The 12499-nt window shown below is 37.4% G+C and carries 11 protein-coding genes; 7 read left to right on the plus strand and 4 right to left on the minus strand.

Annotation, left to right across the window (positions count from 1 at the left end; translation table 11 throughout):
* Nucleotides 1–77: 77 nt before the first annotated feature.
* Nucleotides 78–695: an FMN-binding negative transcriptional regulator gene (locus HXV90_RS04260; protein ID WP_269898468.1), complete on the plus strand. Its 618-nt coding sequence runs from the start codon at nucleotides 78–80 to the stop codon at nucleotides 693–695.
* A 45-nt stretch (nucleotides 696–740) separates the two neighbouring features.
* On the opposite strand, the gene HXV90_RS04265 is transcribed toward HXV90_RS04260, so the two are convergent.
* Complete coding sequence (locus tag HXV90_RS04265; protein WP_054550151.1) at nucleotides 741–1259, minus strand: spermidine/spermine N(1)-acetyltransferase; 519 nt, start codon at nucleotides 1257–1259, stop codon at nucleotides 741–743.
* A 127-nt stretch (nucleotides 1260–1386) separates the two neighbouring features.
* Here HXV90_RS04265 and HXV90_RS04270 point away from each other — a divergent pair, with 127 nt between their 5' ends.
* Nucleotides 1387–1989, plus strand: a complete 603-nt coding sequence (locus HXV90_RS04270) for a YczE/YyaS/YitT family protein (protein WP_054550150.1) — start codon at nucleotides 1387–1389, stop codon at nucleotides 1987–1989.
* Nucleotides 1990–2036: 47 nt separating this feature from the next.
* On the opposite strand, the gene HXV90_RS04275 is transcribed toward HXV90_RS04270, so the two are convergent.
* Complete coding sequence (locus HXV90_RS04275; RefSeq protein WP_112118654.1) at nucleotides 2037–2645, minus strand: DUF4304 domain-containing protein; 609 nt, start codon at nucleotides 2643–2645, stop codon at nucleotides 2037–2039.
* 540 nt (nucleotides 2646–3185) lie between these two features.
* Between HXV90_RS04275 and HXV90_RS04280 the strand changes: the two genes are divergently transcribed.
* Nucleotides 3186–4094 carry a C40 family peptidase gene (locus tag HXV90_RS04280; RefSeq protein WP_115673598.1) on the plus strand — a complete coding sequence of 303 codons (909 nt, stop codon included), beginning with the start codon at nucleotides 3186–3188 and terminating at the stop codon, nucleotides 4092–4094.
* A 128-nt stretch (nucleotides 4095–4222) separates the two neighbouring features.
* Here the strand turns inward: HXV90_RS04280 and HXV90_RS04285 are convergent, their stop codons facing one another.
* Both HXV90_RS04285 and pdxR read right to left on the minus strand, forming a co-directional pair.
* Complete coding sequence (locus HXV90_RS04285; protein WP_112118655.1) at nucleotides 4223–5752, minus strand: DHA2 family efflux MFS transporter permease subunit; 1530 nt, start codon at nucleotides 5750–5752, stop codon at nucleotides 4223–4225.
* A 1021-nt stretch (nucleotides 5753–6773) separates the two neighbouring features.
* Nucleotides 6774–8204, minus strand: coding sequence for a MocR-like pyridoxine biosynthesis transcription factor PdxR (gene pdxR, locus HXV90_RS04290; protein ID WP_054550146.1), 1431 nt, complete (start codon nucleotides 8202–8204; stop codon nucleotides 6774–6776).
* Between the two features lie 352 nt (nucleotides 8205–8556).
* Between pdxR and qoxA the strand changes: the two genes are divergently transcribed.
* Genes qoxA through qoxD form a run of 4 tightly spaced genes read left to right on the plus strand, consistent with a single transcriptional unit; the run spans nucleotide 8557 to nucleotide 12296 of the window.
* Nucleotides 8557–9447 carry a cytochrome aa3 quinol oxidase subunit II gene (qoxA, locus tag HXV90_RS04295; protein ID WP_054550145.1) on the plus strand — a complete coding sequence of 297 codons (891 nt, stop codon included), beginning with the start codon at nucleotides 8557–8559 and terminating at the stop codon, nucleotides 9445–9447.
* A gap of 20 nt (nucleotides 9448–9467) precedes the next feature.
* Nucleotides 9468–11417, plus strand: a complete 1950-nt coding sequence (gene qoxB, locus HXV90_RS04300; RefSeq protein ID WP_269898469.1) for a cytochrome aa3 quinol oxidase subunit I — start codon at nucleotides 9468–9470, stop codon at nucleotides 11415–11417.
* A complete protein-coding gene (gene qoxC / locus HXV90_RS04305) occupies nucleotides 11414–12010 on the plus strand; it encodes a cytochrome aa3 quinol oxidase subunit III (RefSeq protein ID WP_048392792.1) in 597 nt (198 codons plus the stop codon). Before qoxB ends, qoxC begins: the two co-directional genes overlap by 4 nt.
* A 1-nt stretch (nucleotide 12011) precedes the next feature.
* On the plus strand, nucleotides 12012–12296 hold the full coding sequence (gene qoxD, locus HXV90_RS04310) for a cytochrome aa3 quinol oxidase subunit IV (protein ID WP_036079092.1): 285 nt from the start codon (nucleotides 12012–12014) through the stop codon (nucleotides 12294–12296).
* Nucleotides 12297–12499 lie beyond the last annotated feature (203 nt).

Genomic DNA, 12499 nt, shown 5'->3' on the forward strand with positions numbered 1-12499 from the left:
AATGTAAAGACGTGCCTACATAATTATTTGTTTATTCGAAAAACTCACGATGATTTTATGTATAAGGAGAGGTTTCCATGTATGTTCCTAAGTATTACAAAGTATCGGATTTAGAAGAAATCAAAGAATTTATTCAACATAATTCCTTTGCAACAATCGTTTCAATTCGAAAAGGTAAGCCTATTGCAGCCCATATACCCGTGTTACTGAAAAAAATCGAGGATGACTATTATCTGACAGGTCACTTAGCCTATGGTAACCCTTTATGGAAGACCTTTGAGGAAGTACAAGACATTCTCGTGATATTTAATGGTCCACATACCTATATCTCTTCCTCTTGGTATGAGCATGAAAATGTGCCAACCTGGAATTATCAAGCTGTCCATGTATATGGAAAGGCAAGTCTGATTGAAGGAATAGCTTTAGAACAAGATTTGACTAGCTTACTTGAAAAATATGAGTCATTCCGTGAAAATCCTGTGTTGTGGGATAAACTATCTCCTGAGCTTTTGCAGCAAGAAATGAAAGGAATAAAAGGGTTTAAAATAAAGGTGGAAGAAGTGCAGGCAGCCTATAAATTAAGTCAAAATCGAAATGCTAGTGATTACGCCAATATAATAAAGGAACTTTATAAAGAGGAAAATCCACATGCTGATGCGTTGGTTGAGGCGATGAAGAAAAATAGAAGCCATTAAAATAGCAGGCAGAAATGTTGTGAATCAACGTTTCTGCCATAAAATTTAGGCAAGTGTTTTCGTCATGATAAGATCAATTTGTTCTTCATCACCCATATAAAATGAATGGGCGCCTGTTTGGACAAAGCCTATTTTCTGATAAAAACCTATGGCACTGTCATTTTTCTCCCAAACCCCTAGCCAAATGCTTTTTTTGTTTTGAGCCACAGCCTCCTCTATTGCTTTATTCATAAGGTATTTGCCAAGCCCTTTTCCTTGATATTGATGTCGAACATAAATTCTCTCCACCTCTAATGACTCATCCCCCATTAGTTCGGATTGTGCTTCGTTGACATTTACTTTTAAATAACCAGCTATTTCTTCCTCATAATAGATAAAATAGAATGCTGAATCCAAATTGGCCAATTCCTTCTCTAGCTGTTGCTTATGAAAGGCACGCTCTAAATAAGCCTTCATATTTTCAGGGGAGTTCTGGTCTTTAAATGTATCATTAAATGTTTCAATACTTATTGCTTGAAGCTGTTTTAAATCTGCGTGCTCACACTTCTCTAATTTAACAGACATTGATTCCACTCCTTTGTTGTAAACTCTTTCTGGATTTATATTGCAAATGCAATAAAAAGAGTATATAGTCAATTTAACGCAATTTTGTTGTATTTGCAATAAAAAATAGTAGGGGGAGGTCTTTTAGTTGAAATATGTCTTTTATGTAGTGGGCATTTTAATTTTAACGCTAGGTATTTCGCTCACGATTCAATCTAAACTCGGCACATCACCTTTCGATGCGCTTCTAGTAGGATTATCTAAAAATGTGGGGCTAACTGTAGGTAGTTGGGAAATCATCTTAGCTCTCCTATTAATAGGTAGTAATTCCCTATTAGCTAGACAAAGACCTGAAATTTTAGGTTTGGTTACTGCATTGATCACTGGCATAGGGATTGATATGTGGTTATTTTTATTACATGATATAGTATCCCCAGATCTTTGGTTTAGCCAAGCTGTCTGTTTTACCATTGGATTAGTTGTGGTTGGTTTAGGAACGGCAACTTATTTACAAACAAATTTTGCACCAATTCCTGTAGATCGACTTACTTTGATCATCAAAGAATTAACAAGAAAAACGGTTTTCTTCTCAAGAACCCTTATTTATATTTTATTTTTAATGTTAGCTATCATTTTTAATGGCCCTATCGGTGTCGGTACATTATTAACAGTTTGCTTAGGTGGCTATATCCTCCATTTTTTTATGCCGATAACTGGAAGAATACTAGATAATATACTGAACAACTCCTAAAATATAAAACCAGATTCTCGTTCAAGAATGAGCTCTGGTTTTGATGACTAATTTTCCCCAAATTCCACACCGTATTGATTGAAAATGGCTTGGTATTTATTTTGAAAAATGGACCACCTCTGCTCGGTTCCATGCTTCTTCTGCAATGCATTATAATAGAGCTTTGCTGTTGTTACATCATTGGCTTGTAATAACAAATGAAAACTTTCTTCGCCCAAGTGCAAAAATGGCCCTGCTATATAATAATCAACAATGGATCTTGCAGAAGTCATCGTTTCATAGAAATTATGAACCTCCTCTAACCCCAGCAGCAATATTTTTGTTAGTTCGTCCAAATTTGTAGTGGCTGTGATGGAAAATCGATCAGGTGCATTTTCGACAATGGAGTTAATCCTTGCTCGGAAGTGACATTCTGCTTCTTTGGGTGCTGTCACCATTTCTCTTGATTGTAGCTGTGCTATCTCTGCTGCATATATCCCACAGTTCACATAAAACATCATAGTGTCGGCTGTATTACCAGAAGATTTTTGGAAATTGATCAGATAGATAAGGTTTTCGGTTGTTCGATAGAAATTCAATCCTTTCTTTTTAAAGCCTAGCTTGATTAGAAATGGCTTGATGTCCTGTTTTATTAATTCATTAAAAATTTGCTGCAATGGAGTGCCTCCTTCTCCTTTAGTATTCATTCGATTTATGTTTCCTTATTATTTCATTAGCTCTCAGCTGTATTTCTTCATGTTGAACCTACTTATTTTATTATAGTTTAACGTATCCATTGCTCAAAAACATAAATTAAGGCTAACTTTTTCTATCTAACAAAATACGACTTTGCAGTTACGGGAACTACATAAAAGCAGAATTTTCTACCACTCTCCTTATTGTCATAACGTGAGTATCACACATAAATAATAATGTTTAAATAACCGTTATGTTGGAAAGCCACTATTACAATAACGATTTTTCGATTGGATAAAACGTTTAAATTAACCCTTATGTCCCTATAAATCCATTAATTTCATATATTTTTAGTAAAATTGCCCATTATTATTGCAAAAGTTTTACACAATTAAAATTAAGGTTTCAATTTTGGTGATTAGGGGTAATTGGTAATATTATTGAAAAATAACTCTGCCCTATTTCATGCTATTCTTACTTTAGTTCAAAGGCGAAAGCTTTTTGAGAGGAGTAAGATTGATTTGAAGAAAAAATGGTTACTACCCATTTTCGCATCGTTTATGTTCTTTACAGGTATGGGTATTCATGATGCGAAAGCGGCAACAATAGCAGATATAACAAATACAGCCAAAGCATATATAGGAGCTCCTTATAAATATGGAGGAACGGATATTAAGACAGGTGTGGATTGCTCAGCATATACACAGTTAGTTTTTTCTAAGCTAGGCATTTCATTAGAGCGTACATCTAAAGCTCAATACCAACAAGGTACTTCGATCGCAAAAGACAATTTAAAAACGGGTGATCTCGTATTTTTTAATACATCTGGAAGCGGTGTTTCACACGTTGGTATATACATAGGTGACAATAATTTTATCTCAGCTACTACAAGTTCTGGGGTTAAGGTAGATACAGTGAATGACCCATACTATTGGGGTTCACGTTATGTAGGGGCAAAACGTATTGCCAACTTCTCAGATTATGGAGAAGTAAAAGATGCGGAAATTGACTTTAGCATATATGCATCGCGTGGAGAGGTAGCTCTTCGATTAGCTAATAAATTACATTTAGATACGAGTAATACGAATTCAAGTTTCCCAGATATTAAGCCATCGTCTAAATATGCAGGTGCTGCAGAGGCACTTAAAAAAATTGGCGTTTTTACGGGTGATGATAATGGAAAGTTCAATCCTGGTTCTCCAATGACACGTGGACAACTATCTAAAGTCTTAGTGGAAGCATTTCATTTAACACAGCAAGGAACAGCTGAACAATTTATTGATGTTCCAGGCTCACATTGGGCAAATCATTATGTAGGAATCCTAGCTTCGAATAAAGTAACCGTAGGTAAAGGTGACGGCACATTCGGTGTGAACGACAATGTCACATTGGTCCAATTAGAAGCCTTTATCCAACGATTAGCTCAATAACTACTAGAAAAGGTATTTCATCTATGGATGAAATACCTTTTTTTAGTCTTACTAGGTTTCCTCACCTTTATATAAAATGTCTTAAGAAAAAACGGGCGTTGCTAAACTGAAGCAACACCCGTCTACTATTATTCCTCTACCTGTTTTCCAGCAACTTCCCCACCTGTGTGATTATCATAGTTAGGCTTAACTCGCTTTATAAAGAAGGCAAGTATGAGTGCGATGGCCGCAATCAATGTGGAAAGGAAGAACGTATAATTAATGCCATGCAGCATGGCTTCGTTTAAGATTTGCTGTTTTACTTCGCTGGCAGACTGTGTCGTAGCCTGTGCTGCATTGGCACTCATATTGTTCATCGCACCTGTAGCCAATTCCTCTGCCTTGGCAGTTGTTTTATTGTTCATAATCGTAATCAGCACCGCAGAACCAATCGCACCAGAAACCTGTTGTAATGTGTTGTTCATAGCTGTACCGTGTGGATTATTGTGTGCTGGTAGCTGATTTAAACCATTTGTCATCACGGGCATCATTACCATAGACATCCCAAACATACGTAATGTATACAGCAGCACCAATGTAGAATAAGCTGTATCCATGCTAATTTTACTGAAGTAATATGTCGTAACAATGGTAATGATCAAGCCAAATACAGCTAAGCTTCTTGCCCCGTATTTATCAAAGAGCTTCCCTGTAATCGGAGACATAATTCCCATCACTATGGCACCAGGCAGCATGAGTAGACCTGAATCCATTGGGGAAATACCACGAATGGTTTGTACGTAAATAGGCATTAAAATCATAGCCGAGAACATCGCCACCGAAATAACGATGGAGATGGCTGAGGATAAGGCAAACATTGGATATTTGAAAATCCGAAACTCAAGCATGGGCTCATCCATTCGTAGCTGACGAAGGGTAAACGTAATTAAAGCAATTGTCCCAATAATAATTGTTCCATATACAAGGATATGATCCCATCCTTTTTCACCTGCGGAACTAAAGCCATAAAGCAAGCCGCCAAATCCAATGCTTGATAGAATAAGAGAAATCACATCGAGCTTAATGGCACGTTGTGGTGTCACATCCTTTAATTTAAAGGCTGCAAAAATTAAAGTTAAAATGGCAATTGGTAGCACAAGATCAAATAACATTCTCCAGCTATAATGCTCGATTATCCAACCAGAAAGCGTCGGCCCGATCGCTGGAGCTGTAATCATGACAAGACCGAACATCCCCATTGCAGCTCCTCGCTTTTCAACTGGAAATGCAGTTAGCATCACATTCATTAATAAAGGCATCATGATTGCTGAGCCTGCAGCTTGGATCATACGTGCTGCTAATAACACACCAAATGCAGGTGCAATACTAGCTAGAAATGTACCTAATGTAAACAGAGCCATCGCTGTAATAAATAATTTTTTATCTGTAAATCGTTGAATGAAAAATGCACTGGCAGGAATTAAAATACCGTTAATTAGCATATAGCCTGTTGAAAGCCATTGTACTGCAGTGGCTTTCACATCGAATTCGTCCATAATGGCTGGTAGTGCAATGTTGAGTAAGGTCTCATTTAAAATAGCAACAAAGGCCCCGATAAATAAAATGGCAATCATGCCATAAGGCGCTTTTGTCTCAACTGAAATGGTTTTCTCTGACATATAGTATCAGTCCTACTTTCTTTATCTTTTTCAATTTCATTCACATGTTTAGGAAGCCATTTGATTGTCTCAAACAATGGAGCTTCTTCGTGTGTTTGTTCCCCCAATCTGCTGTTTTGCCCCTGCTGATTTCATCGCAACCACCCCTCAAAAAAATTAAAATTAAAATTGTTGACGACACAATAGATTGTATTGTATAATTAAAATAGGGATAATGCGCGATATAATAATTATACAGTGTCTATCTCTATAAATTTATCACAAGACTATACATATTTCAATGTATTTCTCATAAATTTTTTCCCAAAAAGTCGATCCCTGAACTACAGGAATGCGACTTTTTTTGTTGGCGTTATTTTTTAAATAATCCTTCCCTAGTGTTAATTCATAATGTAGTGGCGACTTCTTGTAAGTGTAGCGGCGATTATGCAAAACACTAATGATAGCTCACCAAATTGTCTTCTTGCACTACTCAACTACTTTTAATGAAAAAAAGCAGCCACCTAGCATCGATTGAATATCGAGACTAAGTGGCTGGATGGTGTTTTTTTAACTAAGATTTAAGTGTCCGTATAGAAGGGGTGCCTATTTCCCCACTATACCTTTGTGGGAATTAAAATATAATAAGGTGTGACTGCCTTGATGTTTTCTCATCAGCAGCCTAAAGCTAACGATTGAGACTGTTTGAACAGGTAAAACTGAGAAAACCAACGATACTTGTTGTGAATTTTTTAAATCTCTTGATTAAAGTGTTTGCCTATTTTTATAGCGAATCAAGTGAACTACCTCTTCACTGATATCTTTCTCTTGCTACTAACAGGTTTGTCCTATCACCTTCCAGATCATAAAAAATTTCATTACTTGTGTGAATAATTGTGAATCCATCCACACTGCCATGATAGTAGTTAGCCTTGATGGATAGTTGTTATCCATGACTCTATCTTAAATACTTTCTAGCGAATTTAAACCATCCACTTAAGCAATTTCTCAGCCATCCACTTGGCTATAATTTACAAAATTACTAGAAGCTATTTAGAGCTTGTGCAAACCTTTTAATCCCCTCATTGATTGAATGAACATCCTCCCTCGCATAAGTGAAGCGTACAAAACCCTTTTTGGAGCCCATCGTAGATCCAGGAACATAAATGACGCCTCGCTTAATGGATTCCTCAAGTAATTGCGTTTCGTTATATTCCTTGAGAACATGACACCATAAATGTATCCCACCTTGAGGAATGGAAAACGTCACTTCGTCCTTTAAATACATATCGAGGCTCTGTACAATGGTATCTCGTCGTGTTTCTAATTCCTTCACTAAATGCTTAATATGCAAATTAAAATTAGGGGATTCTAAAAAATCATTGGCAATCCATTGCGTGAAACTAGAATGCCCAAAGTCAATTTGTTGCTTGGCATCGGATAGTCGTTCGATTACAGATGTAGGACCAACAATCCATCCGATTCGTAAGCCTGAGGCTACAATTTTGGACAAAGAGCTAATATATAAAACATTCCCGTTCTTATCGAGCGATTTAAGCGTAGGCATTTTATCCCCCGAAAAAGCTGTTAGGCTATAGGGGTCATCTTCTACTACTGGTATACCTAGTTTAGAGGATATGTCTAGAATAGCTTCTCTTTTCTTCAAATCTAAGGAAGATCCCGTAGGATTATGAAAATCAGGATTTAGAAAAATCATTTTAATTCGATGTTTTTTATATAATACTTGCAAATCATCCGGGTTAATGCCATCCTTATTGACAGGAAGATAATGGATTTGTAAGCCTGCTGTTTTAAATATAGGCAGATTAAAGTTGTAAGAAGGATCTTCTATGGCGACTGCATCTCCAGGCTTTAACAGGCATTGGACAATCAAATGTAGGGCTTGCTGTGCTCCTGAAGTAATTAGTATGGAGGAAGGCTTTGTCTCAATTCCTCTGCTTTTTTTAATATGCCGTGAAAGTGTTGTCCGTAATATGTCACTCCCTAAAGGATGGTCATACCCAAGGCTACCGATAAATGAACGCGTTGCGGTAATTTCTCTCAAGGCGCTTTTGGGAAAAAGATCCTCTGATAATTCGCCAGTAGCTAGATTAATTAATTTATGTTCAATAGCCTCTTTTCTAATTTTTTGGGTAACAGGAAGGTTCGGTAAAAAGGAACCTGCCTCAATATAGCGATTCCAGCTAGGAATTCGTTTCCTCGTAATGCCCCAGATGTCTTTGCTAATGGTTGTACCACTTCCACGATTTCGTTCAATCAGCCCCATTGCTTCCAATTCATCGTATGCATTAACTACCGTACTTCTGTTTACACTCAAAGCGTTTGCTAAATAGCGCTCAGATGGTAAGGGTTTATCGGGCGGGAATGTCCCATCTGCAATCCCCTTTTCAATGTATTCTGCGAGCTGCTTATAAATCGCTTTTTTTACTGTTCGATCAGGTTTCCAATCCATGTTTACTCACCTCAGTTATGCCTTATCCTTTCTTAGCTCTAGTATTTAGGCTAAAAAGACAATCATACTATAACAATATTTGAAACTAACCATCCATTTCCTTATTACTTTCACCATCCACTTTCAATTTCAATCCATTCTAATTGATAAAAGCCCTTATTTGATGCGCATTTCCCTCTATAAAATTATACTGAAATTATTTTTCTTGTTTGAGAACATTCTGTGTTATCTTGGAAAACGCCTTGTCTTTCAAAAGAAGTCCCCCTATTATAAAAATCAATTGTGAATCGAATTCCATACAAACCCGTAGTAGCCTATAGCACTTCAATGAAACAGTTAAAGGGGTTTGTTTATGAAAAAAAGTTGGCTCAGATTAATTGGTCTTTCCACTATTGTCACTATGCTAACAGGCTGTGACCCATTGTTAGTATTAGATCCAAAAGGACCTCAAGCTCAAGTGCAAGCCAAAGATATTATGCTTTCGATAGGGATTATGTCCTTTATCGTACTCATTGTTTTTGTGTTGTTAGCTTATATGTTAGTGAAATTTCGTGCATCTAAGCAAAGCCCTGACTATAAGCCTCCCCACATTAAAGGGAGTACAAAGGTGGAAATCATTTGTGTAGGTATACCCGTTTTAATTGTAGCGTACCTATCCTTTATTTCTGTTGAAAGTAACTATAAGGTGGAATCTACACCAGAGAAATACAAACAGGAAGAGCCGTTAATCATTTATGCTTCAACATCGAACTGGAAATGGCATTTTAGCTATCCAGAGGAAGATATTGAAACGGTAAATTATTTGTATATTCCTGCAGAGCGTCCTATCGAATTTAAACTTTATTCTTACGGACCAATTACAAGTTTCTGGATTCCTCAACTGGGTGGTCAAAAATATGCAATGGCCGATATGGTGAATACATTGCATCTGGCTGCGGATCTACCTGGGGAGTATATGGGGAGAAATGCAAACTTTAATGGTAAAGGGTTCGCTGAAAATACGTTTAACGTAACAGCAGTGACTCAGGATGAGTTTGATGATTGGGTGAAGGAAGTAAAAGCAACAGCTGAACCATTAACAGAAGAAAAATTTAATACGTTGCTAGAACCAGGACACGTTGGCCAATCAACCTACACTGGTACACATTTAACATTCCTGCCAGCCCCTGAGGGTGAGAATGGTGGACATCAGCATGGCACATCACACATTAAAGATCATGCTTCTCAACAAAACGATCATTAATTAAAAGGAGACATAGTCATATGGAGTACTTCGAACGATTTGCTATACCCCATCCAAGCCCAGCTATCTATGCATCGATGGTTGCGATTGGACTGACGGTGATAGCAATTATAGTTGGCTTAACCTACTTTAAAAAATGGGGCTACCTTTGGCGTGAATGGTTAACAACCGTTGATCATAAACGCATTGGTATTATGTATCTAATTTCTGCACTTCTGATGCTTTTCCGTGGTGGAGCAGATGCGATTATGATGCGCGCCCAAATGGCTGTACCTGACAATACATTACTTGATGCGCAGCATTATAATGAAATCTTCACAACACATGGAACAGTCATGATTATTTTTATGGCCATGCCTTTTATTATGGCCTTTATGAATTATATTGTGCCCTTACAAATCGGTGCAAGAGACGTTGCTTTCCCGCGATTGAATGCATTAAGCTTTTGGCTATTTTTCATGGGGGCCATGCTACTAAATATATCCTTTGTTATAGGTGGCTCCCCTGATGCTGGCTGGACGAATTATTTCCCTCTAGCAAATAATGAATTTAGTCAATCTGTAGGAACAAACTATTATTTATTTGCCTTACAGATTTCAGGTCTTGGCACATTAATTACTGGTATTAATATGATTGTGACGATACTTAAAATGAGAGCACCAGGCATGACACTTATGAAAATGCCGATGTTTACGTGGTCTTCATTAGTAGCAAACGTGATTATCGTTTTTGCTTTTCCAGTTTTAACGGTAGCTTTAACGATGGGAACTTTTGACCGACTATTTGCTACTAATTTTTTCACAACATCCGATGGTGGTATGGATATGCTGTGGGCAAACTTTTTCTGGGTCTGGGGGCATCCTGAGGTTTATATCCTGATTTTACCTGCGTTTGGGATCTACAGTGAGATTATTTCTACTTTTTCAGGACGCAATCTCTATGGCTATAAATCAATGGTCGGCTCCATGGTAATCATTTCCTTCCTTTCGTTTTTAGTATGGACACATCATTTCTTTACGATGGGACAAGGTGCTTTAACAAATAGTATTTTCTCGATTACAACGATGGCTATTGCCGTCCCAACTGGGGTTAAAATTTTTAACTGGTTATTCACCCTTTGGAAAGGAAAAATTGTTTTTACAACGCCAATGCTTTACTCCATGTTATTTATTCCTACCTTTACAATAGGTGGCGTAACGGGTGTAATGCTTGGCATGTCAGCCGCTGACTATCAATACCATAACACAATGTTCTTGGTTGCCCACTTCCATATGGTGATTATTCCTGGTGTTGTCTTTGCTATGCTAGCTGGCTTACATTACTATTGGCCAAAAATGTTTGGCTTTATGTTGAATGAAAAAATCGGCAAGTGGACGGCTTGGATTATTGCCGTCAGTACGCTGCTAGCCTTTATGCCAATGTTTGTCTCTGGCTTAGATGGACAAGCACGCCGTATGTACACTTATTCTGCCTCTACTGGTTTTGGGCTGTGGAATATGATTTCGTTTATCGGTGCAATTGGCTTAACAATTGGTTTTATCTTAATTGTTTGCAATGTTATTTACAGTATTCGTTATTCACCAAGGAATGTTGGGTCGGATCCATGGGACGCTCGCACATTAGAGTGGGCTACACCAAGCCCTGTGCCTTATTATAATTTTGCCAAGGTTCCACACGTGATTTCAACAGAAGCGTTATGGGATGCAAAATATCATCAGCATGAACTGTTCCCAGAGCCATATGAAAAGATTCATATGCCGAATAATAGCGGTGTACCTTTCATATTAGGCTGTATTTTCTTTACATGGGGCTTCTCCTTTGTTTTTGGTATGTGGATACCAACAATTCTCACAACCATTGGTATTTTTATCTGCATGGCTCACCGTTCATTGGAAAAAGATCCAGGACACTATGTACCTGTCGAAAAAGTGAAAACAACGGAATCGAAATTGCGAGGTAGTCAATTATGAAAATCGATCAATCACTTCCTTTAGAATATAGTACTCAGCAAAATCAATTGAATATATTAGGCTTCTGGGTGTTTATTGGTGCTGAAATTATGCTTTTCGGCACATTATTCGCAGGTTATTTTGTTTTAGTAGACCGTACTGGGAATGGTCCAACAGGAGCGGAGATTTTTGAAATTACACCTGTTTTATTTGAAACGTTTATTCTTTTAACAAGTAGCTTTACCATTGGCTTAGGTATACATGCTATGCGTAAGGGCTATACGAAAGCAATGATATGGTTTTATGTTTTGACATTAGTACTCGGTGTCGTATTTATTGGTTTTGAAGTTTACGAGTTTATGCACTATATTCATGTTGGTGCGAGCTTACAGACGAGTGCCTTTACGGCTGCCCTTTTAACAACATTAGGAACACATGGTGCACACGTTACCTTTGGGGTATTTTGGGGAATGTTCATCGTCTATCAGCTCATCCAACGTGGTTTAACACCTGAAACAGCCAATAAATCGTTTATCTTCTCTTTATACTGGCACTTTTTAGATGTGGTCTGGATTTTTATTTTCAGCTTCATTTACTTGAAAGGAATGGTGTAACATGAGTGATTTATTCCCGATGAAACAAGTCATGGGGTTTGGTGTGTCCATAATCCTTACGATCATTGCGGCATGTGTATATTTTTTCAATCTATCTTTTCCGATTACCATGACTATTTTATTAGTCACAGCATTTATTCAGGCAGGCTTGCAGTTAGTTGTCTTTATGCATGCTGGTGAAACAAATGATAAACCAGCCATCTATACCAATATTTATTATGGCTTAATCATTGCGCTCGTGACCATTTTCGGAACATTATTATGTATGATTTGGGGTTATATCTAAATAGAAAAAAATCGTCCTTACTTAACTTAGTAAGGACGATTTTTGTATGGAAACGCATGATATATAGTCAAAAGACAATGAGGATAAACAACAATTCTTTGAAATTTTCACCATCAAAGTAAGAGTCCACACTTTCATTCATTGTGATATCAAGTAATCATTGTTGAGATTGGTTGAATGGGATAAATATAGGATTGCCTTTA

Origin of the sequence: Lysinibacillus sp. JK80, assembly GCF_027557635.1 — a bacterium.
Classification (GTDB): domain Bacteria; phylum Bacillota; class Bacilli; order Bacillales_A; family Planococcaceae; genus Lysinibacillus; species Lysinibacillus capsici.

Excerpts from the sequence above, each read along its gene's own strand:
- HXV90_RS04260 (WP_269898468.1), top strand. The coding sequence starts at position 78 with ATGTATGTTCCTAAGTATTACAAAGTATCGGATTTAGAAGAAATCAAA.
- qoxD (WP_036079092.1), top strand. The coding sequence starts at position 12,012 with ATGAGTGATTTATTCCCGATGAAACAAGTCATGGGGTTTGGTGTGTCC.
- HXV90_RS04285 (WP_112118655.1), bottom strand. The coding sequence starts at position 5,752 with ATGTCAGAGAAAACCATTTCAGTTGAGACAAAAGCGCCTTATGGCATG.
- qoxA (WP_054550145.1), top strand. The coding sequence starts at position 8,557 with ATGAAAAAAAGTTGGCTCAGATTAATTGGTCTTTCCACTATTGTCACT.
- HXV90_RS04265 (WP_054550151.1), bottom strand. The coding sequence starts at position 1,259 with ATGTCTGTTAAATTAGAGAAGTGTGAGCACGCAGATTTAAAACAGCTT.
- qoxC (WP_048392792.1), top strand. The coding sequence starts at position 11,414 with ATGAAAATCGATCAATCACTTCCTTTAGAATATAGTACTCAGCAAAAT.
- qoxB (WP_269898469.1), top strand. The coding sequence starts at position 9,468 with ATGGAGTACTTCGAACGATTTGCTATACCCCATCCAAGCCCAGCTATC.
- pdxR (WP_054550146.1), bottom strand. The coding sequence starts at position 8,204 with ATGGATTGGAAACCTGATCGAACAGTAAAAAAAGCGATTTATAAGCAG.